Origin of the sequence: Chryseotalea sanaruensis (genome assembly GCF_003990915.1) — a bacterium.
In the GTDB taxonomy this organism is placed as follows: domain Bacteria; phylum Bacteroidota; class Bacteroidia; order Cytophagales; family Cyclobacteriaceae; genus Chryseotalea; species Chryseotalea sanaruensis.
Window position 1 is genome coordinate 156490 of sequence record NZ_BHXQ01000005.1, and the last position, 22009, is coordinate 178498.

At 38.5% G+C, this 22009-nt stretch carries 21 protein-coding genes; 4 read left to right on the plus strand and 17 right to left on the minus strand.

Translation table 11 applies throughout. The features are described 5' to 3' along the window. Together SanaruYs_RS13885 and SanaruYs_RS13890 are read right to left on the minus strand one after the other, a co-directional pair. The gene (locus SanaruYs_RS13885; protein ID WP_127123187.1) at window positions 1-1236 is read right to left on the minus strand and encodes an MFS transporter; all 1236 of its coding nucleotides are present in this window, start codon (window positions 1234-1236) and stop codon (window positions 1-3) included. Further along, complete coding sequence (locus SanaruYs_RS13890; RefSeq protein WP_127123188.1) at window positions 1229-1777, minus strand: AAA family ATPase; 549 nt, start codon at window positions 1775-1777, stop codon at window positions 1229-1231. Before SanaruYs_RS13890 ends, SanaruYs_RS13885 begins: the two co-directional genes overlap by 8 nt. A 67-nt stretch (window positions 1778-1844) precedes the next feature. On the opposite strand from SanaruYs_RS13890, the gene SanaruYs_RS13895 reads away from it, so the two are divergent. Then, window positions 1845-3278, plus strand: coding sequence for a flavin monoamine oxidase family protein (locus SanaruYs_RS13895; RefSeq protein WP_127123189.1), 1434 nt, complete (start codon window positions 1845-1847; stop codon window positions 3276-3278). A 193-nt stretch (window positions 3279-3471) separates the two neighbouring features. Here SanaruYs_RS13895 and SanaruYs_RS13900 read toward each other — a convergent pair whose 3' ends face one another. Beyond that, window positions 3472-3915 carry a response regulator transcription factor gene (locus SanaruYs_RS13900; RefSeq protein WP_127123190.1) on the minus strand — a complete coding sequence of 148 codons (444 nt, stop codon included), beginning with the start codon at window positions 3913-3915 and terminating at the stop codon, window positions 3472-3474. A gap of 188 nt (window positions 3916-4103) precedes the next feature. Continuing rightward, on the minus strand, window positions 4104-4598 hold the full coding sequence (locus SanaruYs_RS13905; RefSeq protein WP_127123191.1) for an SRPBCC family protein: 495 nt from the start codon (window positions 4596-4598) through the stop codon (window positions 4104-4106). Window positions 4599-5066: 468 nt separating this feature from the next. Between SanaruYs_RS13905 and SanaruYs_RS13910 the strand changes: the two genes are divergently transcribed. After that, window positions 5067-5291 (plus strand): FAD-dependent oxidoreductase, encoded by a 225-nt coding sequence (locus tag SanaruYs_RS13910; RefSeq protein ID WP_160118665.1) that lies wholly within the window; start codon window positions 5067-5069, stop codon window positions 5289-5291. A 68-nt stretch (window positions 5292-5359) separates the two neighbouring features. Here SanaruYs_RS13910 and SanaruYs_RS13915 read toward each other — a convergent pair whose 3' ends face one another. Together SanaruYs_RS13915 and SanaruYs_RS13920 are read right to left on the minus strand one after the other, a co-directional pair. Beyond that, entirely contained in the window at window positions 5360-5617 is a 258-nt protein-coding gene (locus tag SanaruYs_RS13915; RefSeq protein ID WP_127123193.1) for a hypothetical protein, read from the minus strand. Between the two features lie 77 nt (window positions 5618-5694). Continuing rightward, on the minus strand, window positions 5695-5955 hold the full coding sequence (locus tag SanaruYs_RS13920) for a hypothetical protein (protein ID WP_127123194.1): 261 nt from the start codon (window positions 5953-5955) through the stop codon (window positions 5695-5697). 180 nt (window positions 5956-6135) lie between these two features. Between SanaruYs_RS13920 and SanaruYs_RS13925 the strand changes: the two genes are divergently transcribed. Then, on the plus strand, window positions 6136-9255 hold the full coding sequence (locus SanaruYs_RS13925) for a DUF8202 domain-containing protein (protein WP_127123195.1): 3120 nt from the start codon (window positions 6136-6138) through the stop codon (window positions 9253-9255). 15 nt (window positions 9256-9270) lie between these two features. On the opposite strand, the gene SanaruYs_RS13930 is transcribed toward SanaruYs_RS13925, so the two are convergent. From SanaruYs_RS13930 to SanaruYs_RS13970, 9 genes are all read right to left on the minus strand, one after another. Beyond that, on the minus strand, window positions 9271-10746 hold the full coding sequence (locus SanaruYs_RS13930) for a TolC family protein (RefSeq protein ID WP_160118667.1): 1476 nt from the start codon (window positions 10744-10746) through the stop codon (window positions 9271-9273). 7 nt (window positions 10747-10753) lie between these two features. After that, window positions 10754-12037 carry an HlyD family secretion protein gene (locus SanaruYs_RS13935; RefSeq protein WP_127123197.1) on the minus strand — a complete coding sequence of 428 codons (1284 nt, stop codon included), beginning with the start codon at window positions 12035-12037 and terminating at the stop codon, window positions 10754-10756. Window positions 12038-12039: 2 nt separating this feature from the next. Then, entirely contained in the window at window positions 12040-14217 is a 2178-nt protein-coding gene (locus tag SanaruYs_RS13940; RefSeq protein ID WP_127123198.1) for a peptidase domain-containing ABC transporter, read from the minus strand. 7 nt (window positions 14218-14224) lie between these two features. Continuing rightward, a complete protein-coding gene (locus SanaruYs_RS13945) occupies window positions 14225-14899 on the minus strand; it encodes a TetR/AcrR family transcriptional regulator (protein WP_127123199.1) in 675 nt (224 codons plus the stop codon). A gap of 88 nt (window positions 14900-14987) precedes the next feature. After that, window positions 14988-16190: an NAD(P)-dependent oxidoreductase gene (locus tag SanaruYs_RS13950; RefSeq protein WP_127123200.1), complete on the minus strand. Its 1203-nt coding sequence runs from the start codon at window positions 16188-16190 to the stop codon at window positions 14988-14990. A gap of 234 nt (window positions 16191-16424) precedes the next feature. After that, window positions 16425-16643 (minus strand): hypothetical protein, encoded by a 219-nt coding sequence (locus SanaruYs_RS13955; protein ID WP_127123201.1) that lies wholly within the window; start codon window positions 16641-16643, stop codon window positions 16425-16427. Between the two features lie 4 nt (window positions 16644-16647). After that, window positions 16648-18183, minus strand: a complete 1536-nt coding sequence (gltX, locus tag SanaruYs_RS13960; RefSeq protein WP_127123202.1) for a glutamate--tRNA ligase — start codon at window positions 18181-18183, stop codon at window positions 16648-16650. A 43-nt stretch (window positions 18184-18226) separates the two neighbouring features. Further along, window positions 18227-18700 carry a hypothetical protein gene (locus tag SanaruYs_RS13965; RefSeq protein ID WP_127123203.1) on the minus strand — a complete coding sequence of 158 codons (474 nt, stop codon included), beginning with the start codon at window positions 18698-18700 and terminating at the stop codon, window positions 18227-18229. Beyond that, window positions 18697-19077 (minus strand): RidA family protein, encoded by a 381-nt coding sequence (locus SanaruYs_RS13970; protein ID WP_127123204.1) that lies wholly within the window; start codon window positions 19075-19077, stop codon window positions 18697-18699. The genes SanaruYs_RS13965 and SanaruYs_RS13970 overlap by 4 nt, the downstream gene beginning before the upstream one ends. Window positions 19078-19134: 57 nt before the next feature. On the opposite strand from SanaruYs_RS13970, the gene SanaruYs_RS13975 reads away from it, so the two are divergent. Beyond that, window positions 19135-19797, plus strand: coding sequence for a 3-hydroxyacyl-CoA dehydrogenase family protein (locus tag SanaruYs_RS13975; protein ID WP_127123205.1), 663 nt, complete (start codon window positions 19135-19137; stop codon window positions 19795-19797). 128 nt (window positions 19798-19925) lie between these two features. On the opposite strand, the gene accD is transcribed toward SanaruYs_RS13975, so the two are convergent. Continuing rightward, window positions 19926-20765, minus strand: coding sequence for an acetyl-CoA carboxylase, carboxyltransferase subunit beta (accD, locus tag SanaruYs_RS13980; RefSeq protein WP_127123206.1), 840 nt, complete (start codon window positions 20763-20765; stop codon window positions 19926-19928). Between the two features lie 65 nt (window positions 20766-20830). Beyond that, window positions 20831-21901: a class I fructose-bisphosphate aldolase gene (locus tag SanaruYs_RS13985; RefSeq protein WP_127123207.1), complete on the minus strand. Its 1071-nt coding sequence runs from the start codon at window positions 21899-21901 to the stop codon at window positions 20831-20833. Between the last annotated feature and the right edge of the window lie 108 nt (window positions 21902-22009).

The window sequence follows — 22009 nt, forward strand, 5'->3', positions numbered from 1 at the left end:
TTAGTCCAAATTTTCCAATTTCCTCAGGCTTGGTGCTTTCCAAGCTGTTATGCTTACAGTAAGCAAGGTCATAGCTCCACCAAAAATAACAGAAGGTACTAATCCCATTAAGCGAGCTGCGAGGCCAGATTCAAACATGCCTATCTCATTTGATGATCCAATGAAAATATTATTAACAGCCGAAATGCGACCTTTCATATTCTCAGGTGTAAGTGTTTGAAGTAGCGTACTTCTAATGATTACACTTACGCCATCAAAACCACCGCTTAGCATTAAGATGCCGAGTGAGAGCCAGAAATTTGTAGAAAGAGAAAAGGCAATCATACAAAGACCAAAACCAGCCACAGACCAAAGCAGCTTTCTGCCTATTTTACTATTTATTGGATTGTGTGCTATATAAAAAGCTACTATTAAAGCACCCACTGGCGGAGCTGATCTTAGCAAGCCTAACGCCTCAGCGCCTGCATGTAGTACTTCTTTTGCAAAAATGGGAAGCAAGGCAACGGCACCCCCAAACAGTACTGCAAACAGATCTAGGGAAATGGCACCAAGTATTAGTTTGTTGCTAAACACAAATTTTAAACCGGCCCTGATTTTATCTCCAGTACTTTGTTCATCACTAGCAGCAGGTAGGGATTTACGCGAAACAAAAGAAATGAGCAGAAGCGCCACACAAGTAAGACTAACATCTACAACATAGGCAGTTTGCAATCCGAAAAAGCCATAAATAAATCCGCCTAAAGCAGGGCCAGCAATCAGGGCTGTTTGCCAGAAACTGCTATTCCAGGTAATTGCATTTTTAAAAATTTCGCGTGGTACTAATTGGGGCATGTACGCAAAGTTGGCGGGCGTTAGAAAACCACGGGCTAAGCCACTTAAGAAAATAACGGCATAGATGGGTACTACACCAAATTGAATGGTGAGGGCATTGGTATTTAAACTGAACAATAAAAGTGCTACCGAGCATAAAACAAGAATAGAAATGCAGGTAAGAATAATTTTTTTTCGTTGCACTATATCTGCAACGTGGCCTGCATAGAGTGAAACTGTAATAGAGGGTAAGGCTTCGGCCAAGCCGATTAAACCAAGCGACAATGGATCATGCGTAAGTTCGTACACCTGCCAGCCTACAATTACTGCTTGCAGGTTAATAGCCAGTGTTATAAAAAAACGGGCAGAAACAAATAAGCGAAAGTCTTTTACTTTTAAAGCTGCGTAAGCATCATGTTTAGTCATTCTGCAATTCTTTTATTGCTGCTAAAGCTTTTTCAATGCGCTTTTCTTCGTTACCTGAAAGTAAAATATATTTTACCTTCATATTGTCTAGAGCATTTTTATATAAACCAAAAAGTTCCTCTCGTTGTTCTGGATTTTCCCTTTGAGGGTCTTCCTCCCAGGGCATATCTATGTCTGTTAAAAAATAGAGATCATAATGACGGCTCAAAACGTTCTCAATTATCCACGGATGACAACTGTTGTATTTAAATTCACTCCAGATTTTTATTACTAAAAGGTTGGTGTCGCAAATCAATAACCTGTGGGCATGAAGAGCTAGGCTATCCTCTAAGTTAACCTGCCCCTTAGCAATATCAATCAAATCAGAGGCGACATAAGGTCTGCCTAATTTTTCCAGAAAAGTGCGGGCATATTCTGGCACCCAGGTGGTTTTGCAGATAGAGGCCAGTTGCGTGGCTAATGAAGTCTTGCCCGTACATTCAGGCCCAACAATGGCTATTCGCTTTAACTTTGCTGCTTGAAGAGAATGATCGACATTCATGGGGCGAAAATGCCAGTAATTTCTTTAAAACTATAACGTTCTTTATCTTTCCATTAAATATTTATACGTGAACAGAAGATCAGCACTTAGACACCTTAGTTTTGGTATGTCGGCAGGATTAATTCTCCCGAGTATGCTATCTTCTTGTGTTAACAACGACCCTGGGCCGGAGATAAATTATGATGGCGTAGTGGCCATAATTGGCGCAGGGGCAGCAGGGCTTTTTGCTGCAGATATCCTAAGGAGCAAGGGCGTTAAAGTAAGGGTTTTTGAGGCCAATAACCGTGTAGGTGGACGCATTTACTCAATTCGGGCCTTCAATGCAGAGTTTAATGCTTTTCCAAAGCAAGATTTTCCGGTTGAAATTGGTGCAGAGCGTGTTTTGGGAAGTAATGGCGCATGGGCCGAAGTAATTGATTTGTTGCGGGTGCCTACTGTTGATTATCGGAGTGAGTCCTTTCAAAAATATATTATAGACAGTACGTTGCGCAGCGAAGCTGAAGCGAGTTTAGATAGTGAATTTCTAGCAGCCCAGAATTTCTACAATAATTTATCTACCGCTTCTGGCAATTCTATACAAAACGCTATAAATACTCAGGGGATTGGTGGTCGTATGCAGGGCATTCTTAATTCACAAATTGGCAATGAGTACGGCACTTCTAATGCAAACCTGAGTGCAGATGCTCTAGCAGAAGCACTTACAAAACGCGAAAGAAACAATGATGAGTTGATCATGCGCAATAATCCCATGCAGGATATTCTGATCTCACGTTTTTCACAAACAGTAGACGTTGTTGAGCTAAATAGTAAAGTAACAAGAATTGATAATCAAGGGGAAACGATTGATTTGACAGTTTTTAATACACTGGATCAAAGTGAGGAGGTAGTAACTGTTAATAAAGTCATTGTAGCAGTGCCGCTCTCTATTTTAAAAGGTGGAGAAATACAATTTAACCCGGCATTACCTGCTTCAAAGACCGGAGCAATGTCAAAAATTGGTATGGATGCCAGTGTAAGAATGGTGCTTGACTTCAGACAAAATTTATGGGGAGATGATACCTCATTTATTTTAGGAGGCAGTGATGGCCCACTTTATTTTAATGCGGGGGTTGGCAGAAGTGAATTTAACAAAATTTTATCGGTCACCATTAACGGGCCTAAAGCTGTTGAGCTAGGTGCATTGGGCAATAATGCCATTAATGAAGTCGTGCTTGAATTAGATGGAATACTTGATGGTAAAGCATCAACAAACGTGAAAGATGCTTTTGTCATTAAGGATTGGGCTGCTGATCAATTTATTAAAGGTGGTTACTCTTATCCATTGCCTGGTGGAAGTGAAGCTGATAGAGTTGCTTTAGCAGAAGCTATAAATGGCAATCTATTTTTTGCTGGTGAGGCAACTGACTTGATGGGTGATTGGGGAACAGTAAATGGCGCGCTGAATTCTGGTGAGCGCGTTGCATTAGAAGTTATTGAAGCAATTGTTAATCCTGTGGTTTAATCTTTCAATTAAGTAACTATAGGAGTTTCTACACAAAATAATCTGCAGCTTTTTTATTCTCAAAAAGGACTGCCAAAGATTTTGCTTCAGTATTGGTACGCTTACAAAGCACATGCAAGCTCCACGTAGCGATTAATCTGAGGGACTAATTTGGGGTTGGTAAAAAGTTGATTTTATAATCTAATATTGACTATCAGTTTTTTGATTTTAATTCACTTCTGCTTTTGATATTTAGCTTTCTGTAGATTTGATTAACGTGTGTTTTTAGAGTGCTTTGTTCGATAAAGAGTTCGGAAACTATTTCTTTATTTGTTTTTCCTGAAATTATTAAGTCATAAACTTCCTTTTGTCTTGTCGTCAATTCTGCGAGTAAAGCGCTAAAACCCTCTCTATTTACATTGGAATGCTCTTTAATTTGATTAGAAAGATTTTCTATTTTCCTTTTACTAATTTGAATATAGAGCATAACTAAAAAGGTACTTATGCTTACCATCAAAAAAATTGCGATTGGATAATCTTGGAAAGTCAAAAAGACTTTTCCATCATTACCTCTAATGGATACAGCTAAAGCAGATAACACAATTGCAATTGCAAGTAAATAGTTTTTATATTTTAATAGTATGCTTTCTAATTTCATGATTTAGAATAGATCATGTGTTTTAACTTAATTACATTGAAGGAACTAAGTTAACGAAAGAAAACCAATCAGATGAAATCAGTGAAAATTTTAAAATACATAAAACGAATAATTAACTAAACTCGGTTTTACTGGCAATAGTTATTTCGTTTTTTAATTAGTAAATCTATGTACTCACAAAGCCTTATCTATTTTTGCGATTTTTCGCTTAATTCTTTAACTTTTAATAACCAATTTTGCCAGGTTGCTTTTTGCTTGTTGTAATCGTTACCATATGGACTAATGACTGCTGAGAGTTTGGCAACAGAACCTAGTTTTTCGATCGTGAACTTTTCTACATATTCCAATCCATTAATGTTGTAATCAATTTGAATAAACTCTTCCTCTGTGATTTTAGTGATTATTCCAGAATATACGATGTAATCAGGCTCGTAAATGAAATGGACTTTAGAATTGAGTTTCCAATCAGATTTAACAAATCCATTTTTAACAAATATATTCCCTAATATTTTTGCATGATCCTCATTGGTAATTATATCCCAAACTTTTGCTGTACTAGCATTTATCTCAATACTGCCATTAACAACTTTAGATTCTTGATCCCTGGTATTTGAGTTTTCTCTTAATTGAAAACTGCTGATGAAAACTGAAATAATGATTAAAATAGTAGTTGAATGTTTCATAATTTTGTGTGCTTTAGTGAATGTAAATAACATTTGTGAGTAGTTTCTAGCTGCTTTAGGTGCTCTGTTTTATTCATTTAACTTGCTACCGTTTCTTTTTTCATAGATTCTTAGTTTAATTATGTATAACGCTATACACATTAGCGAGGTAAAAATTAAAATCAGTGGTACCCAAGGTAAGTCTTCCCATAGCCAACGAACTTCATTTTCATTGCCGCTAAAGGGAACGCAAAGAATTATCAGAAACATTGCTAAGTACAATAAGTTGTTTTTCATATAAATATGGTTTAGTGAAAATTTATGATCTGCAAATGTCCCTGGTTGCATTAATTTGAACAAGTAATTTGGGGTTGATAAAAGGTTGATTTTATACTTACACTCTGGCTATCAGGTACTTATACTTTGTTTAGTTAATCCCTATTTTCTGGTATTCAACTTTCTATTGATTTAATTAACCTGTTTTTTCGAGTGCTTTGTTCAATAAATAGTACGGATATTATTTCTTTATTCGTATTTCCCGAAATAATCAAATCATATAGAGTTGCTTTAGCAGAAGCTATAAATGGCAATCTATTTTTTGCAGGTGAGGCCACTGATGTATTGGGCGATTGGGGAACTGTAAATGGAGCACTCAATTCTGGTGAGCGTGTTGCATTAGAAGTTATAGAGGCAATTGTGAATCCTGTAACCTAAAAGTAAAACACATCACTAATGCTCCATTGGTAATGAGTAAGTAAAATCACTCAAATAACTTTAGGGGTTCAAGGAATCTGCATATCCCACAATTCTATAACACCTACAGCAAGATTAGCGGTTTTTGCCGAATCAGCATCGCTTGAAATTTGTAGGGGCACAGTGGAGAATAAACTTTTAGAACTATCCTCATTCAGTTTTTCCAATCCATCTATAGTTGTGCCTAGCGCAATACCCTCAATTGTCTTCCAGTCGGATTTGTGTCCGTAGTGCGAAACACTTGATAAATTCGTAAAGTTGATAGTGTCTCTCCATCGGCACCTCACTTCATTTTTTGAGTTTAGAAAAAGTAAGGATATTGGAGAGATTTCTAAAGTGCAATCATTACTATCGTAACACCTTACTACATTATCTTTTCCAAACTTTTTAACAACGCTTCTTCTGATTCAATCTTTAACAAATCACTTAAAGAAAGATTAATTTTTACAGTTGTGTTATTTGTATCAATGCAAAGCATGGCTTTTTCTTGGAGAGCCATGCTGTCTGTAGTGTTGAGACTATCCTTATGTATTCTGTAATGCAGTAACTCATGCTCTTTTTTTGTTGAGCACATTGTGAAGACAGTGGAGATCGGAAAAAGGAGGAAGTATAGTTTTGCATTCATCTATTTGACTACGGGTCCTTAAAATTCATTAATTATTTTTTAACGAAATAGTGCTGAGATAAGAAATTCAAATAACAAGAAATCCATTCTTTTAATCTTATCTTATAAGAATACTCTTTGAGCCTTTTAAAACATAATTAATAGTACCAACATACTATTTTTATTTTTTTGGCTTAATCTATGAGAGTACTAACTATAGTTCTGTTCACCCTTGTATTGCACAAAGTGTTTGCACAAAATGGCCCTGGTGGTGTAGCGTCCAGAAATGGAAGTAGCGATCTCCTGCTGTGGCTTAGCTCTTCAGATTTTGCTGCTGATGGCTATCAAACTGGAGATGCCATAAATTCCTGGACGGATTTGTCGGGAAGAGTGGCAAACACATTCATAAGTAATAGCCCTCAATTCACTCCAAACGTCATTAATGGGTTTCCAGCAGTTGAATTTGAAAGTAATGATGAGGAATTTATGGAGGGTATGCTTGACGGAACACCTACAGCTCCACTTACCATTATTGCTGTTGCTAATTTTAGACTTGATCCTCAACCAGATGGTACAGGCCAGTATGTTTTTGGTTTAGGGGGAGGAGGAAATAATCAAGCTAGTATATCAAGACAAGATTTTAACGATGCCGTTCCTCATGCCTATTACTCATTCGAGGGGCCTTTTACAATACCTACTAGATCGGTGGGGCCAAGCCTTAGTGCAAATCAATGGTATGCCATTGCTGCTGGGTATAATACAATTGCCCCTTATCATCAATTATACATTAATAATGCATCGCAGGTAATAGTGAATGATTTTGATGCGTTACCTACCTGGGATAATGCAAACTATAGCATTGGCAGAAATAGTTCTGGATTACTTACTTCATATCTTGATGGAGATATTGCAGAAATAATTGTAATAGACAGACTGTTAAATGATGCTGAGCGAAACATTTTATTTAATTATTTTTCTGCTAAGTACAACCTGTCAATTAGTAACGACTTATATATGTTTGATGACAATGCTCAAGGTAATTTTGATCTTGAGGTTGTCGGTATTGGTGTGGAGGTAAGTGGTAGTCAATCAGTAGCAACTTCTGCTGGCTTGAATATTACTATAAACACAGGATTTGAAAATGGAGATTATCTACTCTGGGGTCATAGAACAAACTTAAACTCTGTAAATGATTTTGATATAACAGAAATTTCTGAAATACTGGATGCAAGATGGTCGAGAACATGGGGAGTAGATGTAACAAATACAGGTGCAGACCTTACAGTCGATCTATCTTTTGATTTTGAAGAAGCCGGTATTGGAGGAACACCGCTGAGCGCAAGTAACTACTATTTAATTCGCTCGTTGGGAGCAGGCATGGGGTGGGAAATTATTGCAACAGCAAACAGTATTTCTGGTGATGTAGTTAATTTTATAAACTTGGCAATTACCGATGGAGTCTATACACTTGCCACTGAAGATATAGTGAATAACTTACTAAGCAATGTAAACATTTCAACAGGAAATGGCCCGGCAGGAATTGGTTCAACTTCAGGTATAGATTTAGCACTGTGGTTAGATGCCTCGCAACTTGTCGGTTTTAATAATGGAGATCCCATTGCTATATGGCCAGATTTAACTTCGAACACACATGATGCAACTCAGGCCACTGGTGCTAATCAACCTGTTTACATTGCAAATGCACTTAATGCACATGGTGTTGCTCGTTTTAATGGTGCCAACAGTTTTATGGCTGGCTCACTTGGGGCGTCCTTCAACGCGCCTTTTACTTTGTTTGCTGTGGCTCGTTTTGGTCAAGTTAATCAAGGTGCAGACAATAATGATTATGTTTTTGATCTTGGATCACCTGGCCCTGGAACATTAGGCACTAAAGCGAGCATATCAAGGCGAAGAAATAATGATGCCATTCTCAGAACTAATCGCTATTATTCTTTTCAAGGAGACATACCTCAATATGGCCCAGTTATTAACGGAGGCTTGGCTAATGTTCACGCTTTCGCAGCTGTCTATCAGTTAAGATCTCCTTACCATCAATTATACTATAACGGAGCTTTGTCGTTTTCTGCTCCTGGCAACACAGCTATAATAAGCAATGGTGTTTACCATTTAGGCAGGTTAAACAATACTTCAGATGTAAACTATTTTTTGGATGGAGACATTGCTGAAGTCATTGTCTACAATTCGGTCTTGAATTCAACACAAATCAGAATTATTCAATCTTATCTTGCTTCTAAGTGGGGATTTAATTTGAGTGGTAGCGATCTTTATACAGGTGATGATGTAGTAAATGGTAACAATGATCTGGATATTGGTGGTGCTGGCAGAGGTTTGGATGGAGATGTAGGCGTGTCAATCTCGGCTGGTATGACCGTTCGCCTGGGCACTGATGCGGTAGCAGAAAGCTTTATTATGTTTGGCCATAACATAGCCACAAATAGTGCAAACAGTACGGATGTAAATGGAACGATTGAGGAGCGATCAGACCGTGCCTGGTATTTTACCTTAACAGGAAATATAGGCATTACAGATAGCATTACATTTGATTTTTCAGAAATGGGTTTGTCGGGTACTCCAGGGGATCCAAATAACTATGTGTTAATTTATCGCAGCGGTACTTCAGGCGATTGGTCAATTGTTGCTACAGCAAGCGATACAGATGGAGATCAGGTTTATTTTACCGAAGTTGATCTTACAACAACTGGCAATGGATTTTATACATTGGCTTCCATAAATAACGCACCATTACCAGTTAGCCTTTTATCATTCGATGCTAAAGTTGTTACTGAGGGTAAGAAGAACTTAGTGCTACTTAAATGGCAAACGGCTTCGGAACTTAACAATGACTACTTTACTTTAGAACGATCTATGGATGGTAAAAAATGGTTAAGCATGCTAACAATTCCCGGTAAGGGTTCCTTTAATGGATTAAGTAGCTATGAAAGTCTAGATCAAAATCCACCTGCGGGTAAAGTTTATTATCGCTTAAAGCAAACTGACCTTGACGGGCAGTCGAAGTATGTTGGGGGCATTAAAATGGTAACTATCGAGTATGAAGAAATGGATGTCAACATATTTCCAAATCCTTCAACAGGTTTCGTAAATGTGCTAAGTAAAAGAGGTATACTAGATAGCGCTGAACTAATCGTTACTGATTTTACGGGTAAAGAAATGTTTACAAAGAGTTTGAGCAACGAATATCAAGAACAAGTACAATTGACTTTAACACCAGGGCTTTATTTGATCAGTCTTAAGAAAAATAATCACTTGCTTTATTCGCAGCGACTAATGATTAGCGAATAAGGCATGATGCCTTAATTAGTTTTCAAATCCCAACTGACTTACTCCAGCTGACCAGTATAATAAGGCTTTGCTCTTTTCATACTCGGTAAGCATTTTTAAGAACTTGGCCTGTGCATTAATTAATTTTTCCTGTTGAATATTGATTTTAAAGAGGTCACTCTCCCCATTTTCCAGGTTCATAAATTCAGCCGCTAGTAAGCGTTCATAGTTTTCAACCATAGAAGCTAGTTGTGCTATCATACTACCCGTGACATCCATGGTGTTATAGGCACTTTCAATTTGGTTGAGTATATCGCGCTCAGCCAACCCTCTTTCAAATGCTGTAGAAGTGATCTTAATCTTAGTTTGCGCCAACTTTGCCCTTTCTTTTCTTAGAAAGATTGGAAAAGAAAAATCAAGACCAAATTTATAGTTCTCACCTAAATCAAAAGATGAGTTCCACCTAGGATCGAACGGCTGATTTAAAAAAGTATAGCTGGCATCTAAGGTGGGTTTTAAAAATTCAACTGCTAGTTTTCTTTCAACATCTAGTTGCTCAAGTTTAACAGATAATTTTCTTAATTCAGGATGATTCTGTTTGGCTTGAATCTTTAATTCTTCTAATGCACCCTTTGTTAAACTCCAGTTTTCGCTCGGTCTTACAGGTGCTAGGTTGAGTGAAAGTATGAGTGGGTTTGATAGGCTATCCCACAAATAGGTGGATAGTTGTATGCCAGTATTTCTAAAATCAAGTAAAGCTTCTTGTTGCTGGACTAAACGCTCCTGTAGCGTTATTTGTGCTTGTACGGTATCAATGGATGCGGCTTCACCCTGTAAAGCATTTATTTTTACTCTTCTGAAAATTTCCTGGGCTAAACGTACACCATTATTCTGTATTCTATAATTGTAATAAGCAAAATACCATTGCCAATATTCTTTGGTTGCTTCTAACAAAAGTTTATTGATAAGTTTTAACTGTTCTGCTTCAGTCATGTCGCTGAATAATTCTGCCTGTCGAAGTGCAGTTCTCCGCTCATCAGTTATTAAACCCCGACCAAGTGGTACACTTAAGCCCGCATAAAATTGCTGATAATTAAATTGGTCTGCGATGTAGTTTTCTGGATTAACATATTGTCCCTGATTGCGCTGAAAACCAACCTTTGGATCGAAAGGTAGAGCTGTTGGGAATTTTAAGGAACCATCTAATAAATCATAATATTCGGTACCATCTAAATTTTTTTGTTGATAAGACAATTCGAGCTTTGGATCAAAATTGCCACGTGCCAAACGTATTTCTTGTTTCGCAATATCGGTGAGTAGGTAAGTTTGTTTTGCGGTAGGATGGTTTTCTAAAATAAGAGAATAGAAATTTTCAAGTGTAAAAGCTTTAACCGTGTCCGGTAAAACGAAAAGAGAATCTTGCTGTGCCTGCACCTTATTCAGGCAGAACACAGCGAAGGTGAATGACACAGTACGCATTAGAATCAATAAAGTTTTTCTTCTATATCTCATCTTCATATTACTTTTTAACTGCAGCCTCCTTCTTCTCAATCACATCATCCAATGGCTCTTCATACAAACTTGGCGGGAAGCCATTAAGTTGTCGCCATAATTCGTACCATACGGGCACATCCTCAAGCATTACCCAAGCTTTAATTCCAGAACCTACCCTTAATTGTTTTGGCCATTGTTCATCCTTATCATCGGGTAGTACAATCAAACGAAATTCTCCAGGCTTAGAACTTACATAGTCAATAACTTTTACGGTGCCTCCAAAAGTACCAACAGATACACTGGGCCAACCTGAAAATTGAAGTGCAGGCCAACCATCAAATTGAATGCGAACGTTTCTTCCTTTTTCTACCAAGGGAACATCCATCGCCTTAACATAAAGCTCTACGGCCAAGTCTGATACATCAGGCATAATAGTGCAAATAGGATCACCTTCTTTTACCGTTTCGCCAATACCGGCTTGCATTGTTTTAACAATGAAACCGCTTTGTGGAGCTAAAATTTGGTAGCGTTCGTTTCGAATTTGCATATTGGCATATTCATTTCTTAATTTTGAAATTTCACCTTCTGTGTCAAATAAATCAGCTTGAGTTGAGCTTAAATCGGATTCAGCTTTACTGATTTTATCCATGTATTCAGCCTCGACCCTGTCTAATTCGATTTGTGCATTTAGATAATCAGCTTGTGCGCCTTGATATTTGTATTCAATATCCTGAAACTTGGTAAGGGCAATGTTGCCAGCTTCAAAAAGTTTTTTGTTGCGTTGATATTGGTTTTCCGCATTTTGAAAGCGAACTTTTTCAGCATCAAGTTTTGCCTTACTCTGATCCAGTTTATTAGCCAATGTTGCACGTAGCGCTTGTATTTGTCTTTGAAGTGCTTTTGCCTTACTCTCTTTAGAATCCAAACTGCTAACCTTAGCACTCAATTGCTCTTTTAGCCTTAGTAATAATTGAGGATCAAAATACTTTTCTTTAACCTCTCGAATAGTGATGATGGTGTCTCCCTTTAAAACGAAGTCACCTTCGCGTACATGCCAAATTTGTATCTGGCCGGCAATAACAGACTCGATTGTTTGCGGACGATTAGCAGGGTTAAAGGCAGTAACCTTACCAGTTCCCCTAACATTTTGTTGCCACGGCAAGAACAAAATAACTGTACCAATAAACCCAATAGTGGCTAAGATGGCTGCAAGAGTTTTTCCAGTATTCGGTGTTTTCAATGCACGCAATGAATACAAGCGGTCCTGATGAATAGCACGTTCAATTCTATTTTTTGATAAATTCAGCATACTTATTCTATATAATTTCCTAACAAACCTTGTTGCATTAATTCATCAAACTTTCCTTCGCCCAGAATGCTGCCTTCTCTTATTACAACAACTCGGTCGCAAGAGGCCATTACAAGCGGATCATTAGAAACAACAATGAATGTCCACTTATTTTCTTTGCTCACTAATCGCTCTATCAGTAGCACCTTATCAGACTTCTTCATAAAGTTGAAGTAGTCATTTAATATAATCATCTCTGGCTTTTTAGCAATGCAACGCGCCAAGATTAAGCGTTGGTTAACAGAACTTGAGAAGCCTTTACCACCACTGAGAATGTGCGTATTCAGACCTTCAGGCAAGCTATTTACAAAATCACTTAACCCAACTTTTTCAAGTGCATCGATGGCGTCCTCTATGCCCTCCGTTGGTTTACCTACTGTAATGTTTTCTAACAGGGTGCCATCAAAAATATCATCGAGTGAAATGTTCTTCGCAATTTTATCACGTAAGTGAGTCAGATCGAGATCTCGTATGGAATAATTGTTAATGGTAACAATTCCTGTAAACCCACCCTGTAAACCTGCAATAATATTGGTTAGTGTAGTCTTACCACTTCCACCAGGCCCCGAAATACAAATTCGTTCACCTGCCTCAATCGATAGATTTAGTTTATTCAAACCATGATCTCCACTTGGATATTTGTAATAAACATCTTTTAAGTTTACAGCGTAGCCACGCACTAATTTTTTAGGAAGATCTATTCCGCCTACTTTTTCTAATGGGAGATCAGTTACTGTTGCTACTTTATCAACGGCAGTTAAAAGATCATAAACTACATCCATGTATGTGATAATTTTTTCAACCGAATTCAAAATCAATATAATGATGACTTCAGATGCTACGAACTGACCAAGTGTAATTTGTCTATCGACTACAAGGATGGTTCCCATGATTAAAAGACCTCCGGTTACTGCTGCTTTGAATAGAATAATGAATGAAAGCTGACTTATCAAAACATTGAAGTGTGTTTTTCTGTATTTGAGGTAGTTGTTTACATTAATATCTGTTCGTTTAATAGGAAGATCTGTGTTACCTGCAAGCTTAAACGAGTTCAACGCTCTCGCCAACTCTTCTAACCATTGCGCTACTTTGTATTTGTACTTTGATTCATTAATTGATGACTCCAGACCTCTTGGGCCAGTAAAATAGAAAATCAGAGCTAATACGGTAACCAGTACCATACTGAAGAAAACGAAGAAGGGGTGGTATAAAGAGAGTAGTAGTAAACCAAAAAAGATTTGTATACCTGCCGATGACAAATCAATAAGCAACTTAGGTAAGCCTTTTTGAATAGTCATGATATCAAAAAAACGATTGACTAGTTCAGGAGCATAATTACCCATGATACTTTCCGTTTTAATACGGGGGATGCGGTAAGCAAATTCCAGGGAAGCTTTGGCGAATAACCTTCGTTGTAAATATTCCACAAGACTTATCTGAACTAGCTGCAAACCTCCAGTTAGTAATACCGCCAGAATCAGTAAAGCAATGAGCACATAAATTGAACTGAAGAATACACCGCCAGATACTAATTCTATAGTGGTTTGAATGCCTAATGGTAACACCAGGCCTAAACCACCAACAACCAGTGCATAAAAAAATATATAATAAATATCTTTTCTCTCAGTTGAGAGTAAACGCAGGAACCTACGCACGGGACTCATCTTTTCACCAGACAAATCCTGATCGTAACCGTATTCACTTACTAAACCGCGGTAGGGAACAACTACGAAGAATGTAATTTCGCTATCATTGTTTAGTAAGAGTTGCGATACATCATCTGTATTGAATTCAGCTTGAGTTGATTCCTCATTGCCTATGATAATCTGTATTAATTTTCTTTTTTGCTTGCGGATAATCCATGGGACTACAGCATCTCCGCTATCGTCAAACACAATTACAGAGTCTTCTTCTTTAACAATGAACTGCTTAAAGTCTTCAGCGGGAAGGCTGTATTCCAGTAGCATCAAACGTACCTTGCTCCCAGCTTCAACAAGGTCTCTTTTAAATTCCTGAAATTCCTCATCATTATAGCTTCGCCTGTTTGCTTCAGCAAAACGCAAGTCCATAGGATTGAAATCATGCTTCATCAGTAGAGCAGACTCCCGAAGAATACGTACGAGTTGGTCGTTGTTTAACATAGTCTGCTTACTTTATAGAATTAAAAATAATGGCTTCACAGAATTCATATAGTTTCTGATATGTAACTTGCTTTTCTCCATTTATATCTGTCAATGAGGGTAAATGCTTTGCATAAAAAACCTGGTGGTTTGCTGAGAGCATAATTGTACTGATTAAGGTGTGTGGATGTTGGTATGCAGGATTAACCTTTTTTATTTCACAAGCTAGTTTGTTACATACTGTTTTATAGGGAATAAATAGCCCCTCCTTATTGTCCAGATCAACTTGCTTGGTCAGATAGGTTTTATCGAACTCAGACATAACAATGCGTTGTAGCGCTTGTTCATCTACAAAAGCAAAATTTGGATCAGGTTTTTTCTCTTCAATTATTACTTTTAAACCTGCTCGAAGTCGATCCTCGGGTGTCAATAAATTTTGCATTGCAAAATCCATTTTATAATCCATCCATGTCCAGTACCAGTCTATTAAATAAACTAATAGCCTGTGTTTATTTTCAAAGTAGCGGTAAACAGATGCCTCTGTTGATTCGATTTTATCAGCCAGTTTCTTAAAGGTAAAATGCTCAAAACCGATTTCGTCAATCAGTGAAATACTGGAGCGAATGATATTTTGACCCAATTCCGAGTTTTGGGGATCTTTTAAGAAAAGGTTTTCATTTAATCTAAAAGAAATGATAGTCATTTATCCAATTACAATAGTAATACTATCATAAACGGAAGTAATTTTGGAATGTTTATGGTTTTTGACAAAAAAGTTGAAAATATTGGTTTTAGCCCTCTACGTAGTCTTTTAGGTAGTCAAAATGTGGACTGAGGGCACCATTTTGAGTAATAGTGGCTCTTTCTATAACACCTTCTGTATCGTCTCCAAAAAGGGGTTTTAGTATCCTATCTATCAAATCGCGGCCAAATTCTTCCGATGCACTCCTGGGTAACTCACAAGGCAGATTGTCGATGGCCATTACTGTTATATGCTTGTTACTGCTCAAAGCAGGTTTTTCCAAAGCGGTAAAAGGATCATAATCGTACAAAGGCTCATCAATGCTTGTCGCCCGCAACGTACTAGGTACTGAACCGTTGATGTCGCAAGTAATGTCTGCAATGACCTGAATCTTAAACGCAGTTGCCTGCATGTCTTCTTTGGTAAAGAGTACCGGAGCTTTTGGATTCCAGTAAGCTCCGGCCATTAAAATGTCTGCTACTTTTGTATAGAGTAGAAAGTGAGATTCGTAGCGTTCAGGATTCTTATGGAACTCGTCACGTATAAAATGTCCGCCTTCTTTTCGGGTGTGGTAATCACCACTGCCTAATTGTACATACACTGGCTCGTCAAATTGCTTTGTTAAAAAATCGTGAGGATTTACTTTACGTATACCTGCTGTGTCCAACGTTTCCATTGAACCTTTACCAACACGTCCGCCACCAGTCAGGATTATCTTGATTGGTGGTAATTTTATTTTCCGCAATTCAAGTTTTAAATCATTTAAGTCGAAGCACTCATGTGCCCTCCGCATGGTGAAGAGATTAGTGCGTTTACCGTAAGTCCATAAACCATTGTAGGCACCCACAATACCAGCAAACCTCCCGAAGGCCACCAAACGATTCCCCAGACGATCGCGCAATACTTCGTAGTCGATGAGTCGTATTTTTTTCTGAAGAACTGCTTGAAGTAAGTTTTTATTATAAGGTTGTTTCTTAATCGTGTGCGAAAAGAAGAGATACGTTTTATTAGAAATCAATTTATCAATAGGTACTTCTTTTATACCCATCAATACATCGCAGCTACTCATGTCATCTGCTACCTCTATACCAAGATTGGCATACTCTTCATCCTGGTAGCAACGAATAGGACTACGCTCGCAAATAACTTTAACTGTTGGAAATAAATCACCAATTTCTTCGGCTTGCTTAGGTGTAAAAGGAACTCGTTTGTCGGGTGGGTTTTTGCCTTCGCGAATGATGCCTAGTTTCATGAACTGCTATTAAAATAAAATTTACATATCCATTTAGAGTCCTGCACCACTTGATCAGTGCAAACAAAGGGGAACAATCTGCAAAAAATTAGATTGCTTCGGTCGTACCTCCCTTGCAATGACTCGAATTTTTATTTCAGAACTCTTTGTGGATATTTATAAATAAATTCATTTGAATAACCTGGCCTCAGGTATTTCACTTTGTGTTTGTCAGTGAAAAGTATTGAGACGAAATTATTTTTTCTTTTTGGTTTTAGGCTTTTTTATCTCCTCGTAATCATCCCGCTCCGCTAGTTTCTTATCATCTACATTTTTGTCCAGAAAGGCATTCAGCTTTTCAATGTCAAGACTGGAATTAATTTCTCCGAAGGAGTTAATAGACATTTCAAAACCTTCAAGTTCTTTATGAACTTTGGGCTTCTTTTTCGATGACGACTTTTCTGACTTAGCCATAGGCCTAAGCTACTTTAACTTTTAATGTTTGCAAAGCAAAATCAAGACGTTTTACAACTTCTTCTTTGCCAACGATCTCCATCACCATCATTAGATCGGGCCCTGCTCCGGCACCCGTAATACTTAAGCGAAGCGCCTGCAGAATTTTGCCTGTGCCAATACCAAGTGCAGCTGTTACACTTTCTAATGTTGTTTTGGCTATAGTGGCATCAAAAGCAGTTAAAGCAGAAATACTTTCGCGATACGCGGTCAATACAGTAACAGCTTCGTTGTTCCATTTCTTATCAGCGACAGCGTTATCAAATTGGGTGGGTGTAAAAAATAAAAACTTGCCTTGTTCCCAAATATCTTTAGGGAAGGTGATACGCTCTTTCATGATAGAACAAATCTTTATGGCTGTTTCTGAAGAACAATTTACGCCTTCATTTTTCAGAATGGTGAGCAAGTACTCCGCTAAGGTTTCGTTACTTCTGGCTTTTAAATACTGCTGATTGAACCACTGCGCCTTTTGTATATCGAAACGCGCACCTGCTTTACCAATGCGTTCAATTGAAAATGCTTTTATCAACTCTTCCATTGAAAATATTTCTTGTGTTGTTCCGGGGTTCCATCCCAGAAATGCAAGGAAGTTTACGAGTGCATCAGACAGATAACCTGACTCTTTGTATCCTGGTGCTCTTTCATTTGTATTTGGATCTACCCAGTCAAGCGGGAAAATAGGAAAGCCCATTTGATCAGCATCACGCTTAGAAAGTTTTCCATCGCCACTTGGCTTTAGCAATAAAGGCAAATGTGCAAACTTAGGCATGGCTTCTTCCCATCCTAAAAATTTATACAGGAGCACGTGCAATGGCGCTGAAGGCAACCATTCTTCACCGCGGATCACGTGCGATATTTCCATCAGATAATCATCAACAACATTTGCCAGGTGATATGTAGGCATGCCGTCTGATTTCATCAACACTTTATCATCAATCTGAGATGAGTGAACCATCACCCAGCCTCTGATCAAATCGTTTAGCCTTACTTCTTCTTTACGTGGTACTTTTAAGCGAATAACATAAGGCGTTCCTTTATCAATGAGTGCCTTCGTTTCTTCCTCTGAAAGTGTGAGTGAGTTACGCATTTGCATTCGGGTGATGCTGTTGTACTGTTGCTGATCTACCCCTGCAGCTTTTAAACGTTCACGCATTTGCTCCAACTCCTCTTCTGTATCGAAGGCATAGTAGGCGTGGCCGCTATCTATCAGTTGCTGGGTATATTTAGCATAAATATCTTTTCGTTCAGATTGGCGATAAGGTGCGTGAGGTCCACCTACACCTACACCCTCATCTATTTTAATTCCTACCCATGCTAGGGCTTTTACAATATATTCTTCAGCACCGGGCACATAACGTGTCTGATCGGTGTCTTCAATTCTCAATATCATGGTGCCGCCTTGCTGGCGAGCCAATAAAAAATTGTAAAGGGCTGTTCGAACACCACCAATATGGAGGGCTCCTGTAGGACTTGGTGCAAAACGTACTCTAACTGCTTTCATCGCTAAAAAATAGGATTGCAAAGTTAAAGCTTTTAAAACTTAATCAGGCCAATAATTTGAAAAGTGCAGTACGCATGGGCTTTAGTTGTTGCTTAAAATTTGCCCAGGCGATTAAATGAAAAAGCAGCAGAATACCCAATGCGCCAAGTATTGGCCACTGATTGGACTGTACGAAACTCATGACAGAACCAGCAATGATTAAGAACACCGACCAAAAGATGAGCAAAGCCCTTGTTAAAACAAATAGCTTAAAATTCAGAAAAACAATACTGCCACTAGTAGCACCTTCAATTTTGCCATACATCATCGGGGTAAAAGCCAGAAGGCGCATGTTACGGAGTGCTAATTGAAAATTTCCATTGTGCACAAAGCCGTAGAAAACCTTGTCATTAGGTATTTTGTATTCTCTATCCCAAACTACCGTGTTGGCTGTGCTTTTTTCTAAACGTGTGTTAATCTCATCCATCTCCAGACTGGTTACTATTGTTTCAGAAGAAGATGGCAGGAGATTTATCACTTCACAGCTATACAGGAAATTTCAATATTTACATCTTTTGGCAAGCGACTTACTTCTACTGTTTCTCGTGCAGGAGGTGCAGAAGTAAAGTATTTTCCATAGATTTCGTTAACAGCGACAAAGTCATTAAAATCTTTTAAGAAGATTGTACACTTTACTACATGACTAAAATCCATATTGGCTGCCTTCAATACATCAACAATATTTTGCAGCACTTGTTCTGTTTCCTCTTCAATGGAATTGGTAATAAGCTTACCAGTTGATTTTTGTATAGCAATTTGTCCGCTTACAAAAAGCATATTTCCAGCTTGAATGGCCTGGCTATAAGGGCCGATTGGTTCCGGTGCATTAGAAGAATAAATAACAGTTTTAGACATACAGATTAATTTAGCATTTTCGTGGTCTAAATATCTGCAAACTATCCGACTTTTCGAATGAACCTTATTGTAATTGGAACCGAACAGAATTTAAGTGAGTGTAAGGCCAAATTTGGCGATACCCATACTTATGCAATCGCTGATAATTACAAAGAGGCGGGAAGGCTTATAGAGACAGATACAGTTATTTTCGATTTTTTAATTGATGAAATTCCTACGGAGATTGAGTTCTATCTTGATTTAAATGTTGTGGCTTTTCTAAGCACGGCAAAGCGGTCTTTGCTTGACTTAACGTATGGTTTACTGAAAAACCCTGAAGCAACACTATTCGGATTTAATGGGATGCCCACCTTTCTTAACAGATCATTATTAGAAGTTGCGGTTTTGCATGTTGATGATAGAAGTGTGTTGGAAAAAACTTGCCAAGATTTAAACAGTGCGTTTACAATTGTGGAAGATCGCGCAGGGTTGGTGACACCACGCATTATCTGCATGATTATTAACGAAGCATATTTTACCGTGCAGGAAGGCACTGCCACCCGAGAGGATATCGATATGGCCATGAAGCTGGGAACTAATTATCCTTACGGGCCTTTTGAATGGTGTAAAAGAATAGGAATTAAAAACGTGTATGAGTTGCTTGAAGCGGTGTATGAAGATACGAAGGACGAACGCTATAAAATTTGTCCGTTGTTGAAGAGGGAATATTTACAACAATAAAAAAACCGGAGTGATGCTCCGGTTCTTCAATGTAATGTCGTTTAGTTAAGCCTCCGTGTCCATCCTCTCCTTTGGAGAGGATTATAGGTGTGGCCTAAAAAAAACCTTAACTAAAAGACATCGGTTTTCTACTGAAGCATTTTCAATAAAGTTGTCAGTCTGCTTTTTATGCTTCGTCTGTCAACAATAAAATCAAGGAAGCCATGATCCAATACGAACTCAGCACTTTGAAATCCTTTTGGTAAATCTTTTCCTATGGTTTCGCGAATAACACGTGGACCTGCAAAACCAATTAATGCTCCTGGTTCAGCGATATTGAAATCACCTAACATGGCGTAAGATGCAGTAACACCACCAGTTGTCGGGTCAGTCATCAAAGAAATGTAAGGCACTTTTGCCTGATCGAGCTGAGCGATTTTAGCAGAGGTTTTTGCCATTTGCATGAGCGATAAACCTGCCTCCATCATACGTGCACCACCCGAGCGTGAGATCATCAGGAAGGGCTTCTTGTGTTTTAAGCTGTGATCCATTGCACGGGCAATTTTTTCGCCCACTACCGATCCCATTGAACCACCAATAAAAGCGAAGTCCATACAGGCGACTACAATATCCAATCCGTTCATTTTACCATAGGCAGAACGGCAGGCATCTTTTAACTCAGTTTTAGCCTGCGTTTCTTTAATGCGTTTTGGATAAGCTTTTGTGTCAACAAACTTCAGAGGATCACCGGATTCCATATTGGCATCTAATTCTGTGAACTCATTGTTGTCGAAAAGCACTTCAAAATATTCTGCAGAACCAATGCGCACATGGTAATCCTCTTCAGGTACCACATATGCATTGTTTTTTAATTCACGGGTATGTACAATTTTACCGGCAGGCGATTTGAACCAAAGACCATCGGGCACTTCGCGTTTCGCTTCTGTCGGAGTAAGAATTCCTTTATCGCTACGTTTAAACCAAGCCATAATTTGATTTGAAAATTTGGAGATTTGAAAATTGGCTGATGCGATCACATCAGCCAATGTATCAATTATGCTAAATCAATTGATTTATCGATGTAAACATCCTGAATAGCATTCAGAATTTCGATACCATCTTTTAAAGGTTTTTGGAAAGCCTTACGACCCGAGATTAAGCCCATACCGCCAGCACGCTTATTGATAACGGCTGTACGTACAGCATCTGCAAGATCGCTTGCACCTTTAGACTCACCACCTGAGTTGATAAGACCAGCGCGGCCCATGTAGCAGTTAGCTACCTGGTAGCGGCACAAATCAATAGGGTGATCAGAAGTTAGTTCTGTATAAATTTTCTCATCGAGTTTACCGTAGCTGCTTCCACCAGTGTTCAGGGCTTTGTAACCACCATTGTTCTCGGCTAATTTTTGCTTGATAATATCCGCCTGAATAGTTACGCCCAGGTGATTGGCCTGACCTGTTAAGTCGGCTGATACGTGGTAATCAATACCGTCTTTTTTGAAAGCACTGTTACGGGTATAGCACCAAAGAATGGTAGCCATACCTAATTGATGAGCACGTTCGAAAGCCTTTGCTACTTCAACGATTTGTCTGGTGGCATCAGCAGAACCAAAATAAATGGTGGCACCAACAGCCATGGCCCCCAGGTTCCAGGCATCGTCTACCGAACCGAACATGATTTGTTCAGCCTTATTCGGATAGGTCAACAATTCGTTGTGATTAATTTTTACAATGAAGGGGATTCTGTGTGCGTATTTGCGCGACATCATACCCAATACGCCAAAAGTAGTAGCCACACCGTTACAACCGCCTTCAATGGCAAGTTTTACAATGTTTTCCGGATCGAAGTATGCCGGATTCTTTGCGAAAGAAGCACCAGCACTATGCTCAATACCTTGATCGATAGGAAGAATTGAAACGAAACCAGTGCCACCTAAGCGACCTGTGTCCATCAACTGCTGTAAGCTGCGAAGCACTTGCGGGCTTCTGTTGCTCAGTGTAAACACCTGATCAACGAAATTCGGGTTGGGTGTGTGAAGCTGATCTTTAGAAATGGTTTTGCTTTTGTGGCCGAGCAGATAATCTGCGTCTTTGCCAAGAAGTTCTGAAATGTTTCTTGCCATGATTTTAGTTTCTGAAAGGTGACAAAGTTATCAATTATTCGATAAGACGAATGGTGATTTACTTGTAAATGCAACAACCGTTTGCAATGCTGCTGAAAGGCATATAAA

What these genes read in the sequence shown, in the direction of transcription:
- SanaruYs_RS13885 (WP_127123187.1), bottom strand. Translation starts at nt 1,236, where the DNA reads ATGACTAAACATGATGCTTACGCAGCTTTAAAAGTAAAAGACTTTCGC.
- SanaruYs_RS13890 (WP_127123188.1), bottom strand. Translation starts at nt 1,777, where the DNA reads ATGAATGTCGATCATTCTCTTCAAGCAGCAAAGTTAAAGCGAATAGCC.
- SanaruYs_RS13900 (WP_127123190.1), bottom strand. Translation starts at nt 3,915, where the DNA reads ATGAAATTAGAAAGCATACTATTAAAATATAAAAACTATTTACTTGCA.
- SanaruYs_RS13905 (WP_127123191.1), bottom strand. Translation starts at nt 4,598, where the DNA reads ATGAAACATTCAACTACTATTTTAATCATTATTTCAGTTTTCATCAGC.
- SanaruYs_RS13920 (WP_127123194.1), bottom strand. Translation starts at nt 5,955, where the DNA reads ATGAATGCAAAACTATACTTCCTCCTTTTTCCGATCTCCACTGTCTTC.
- SanaruYs_RS13925 (WP_127123195.1), top strand. Translation starts at nt 6,136, where the DNA reads ATGAGAGTACTAACTATAGTTCTGTTCACCCTTGTATTGCACAAAGTG.
- SanaruYs_RS13930 (WP_160118667.1), bottom strand. Translation starts at nt 10,746, where the DNA reads ATGAGATATAGAAGAAAAACTTTATTGATTCTAATGCGTACTGTGTCA.
- SanaruYs_RS13935 (WP_127123197.1), bottom strand. Translation starts at nt 12,037, where the DNA reads ATGCTGAATTTATCAAAAAATAGAATTGAACGTGCTATTCATCAGGAC.
- SanaruYs_RS13940 (WP_127123198.1), bottom strand. Translation starts at nt 14,217, where the DNA reads ATGTTAAACAACGACCAACTCGTACGTATTCTTCGGGAGTCTGCTCTA.
- SanaruYs_RS13945 (WP_127123199.1), bottom strand. Translation starts at nt 14,899, where the DNA reads ATGACTATCATTTCTTTTAGATTAAATGAAAACCTTTTCTTAAAAGAT.
- SanaruYs_RS13950 (WP_127123200.1), bottom strand. Translation starts at nt 16,190, where the DNA reads ATGAAACTAGGCATCATTCGCGAAGGCAAAAACCCACCCGACAAACGA.
- SanaruYs_RS13955 (WP_127123201.1), bottom strand. Translation starts at nt 16,643, where the DNA reads ATGGCTAAGTCAGAAAAGTCGTCATCGAAAAAGAAGCCCAAAGTTCAT.
- gltX (WP_127123202.1), bottom strand. Translation starts at nt 18,183, where the DNA reads ATGAAAGCAGTTAGAGTACGTTTTGCACCAAGTCCTACAGGAGCCCTC.
- SanaruYs_RS13970 (WP_127123204.1), bottom strand. Translation starts at nt 19,077, where the DNA reads ATGTCTAAAACTGTTATTTATTCTTCTAATGCACCGGAACCAATCGGC.
- SanaruYs_RS13975 (WP_127123205.1), top strand. Translation starts at nt 19,135, where the DNA reads ATGAACCTTATTGTAATTGGAACCGAACAGAATTTAAGTGAGTGTAAG.
- accD (WP_127123206.1), bottom strand. Translation starts at nt 20,765, where the DNA reads ATGGCTTGGTTTAAACGTAGCGATAAAGGAATTCTTACTCCGACAGAA.
- SanaruYs_RS13985 (WP_127123207.1), bottom strand. Translation starts at nt 21,901, where the DNA reads ATGGCAAGAAACATTTCAGAACTTCTTGGCAAAGACGCAGATTATCTG.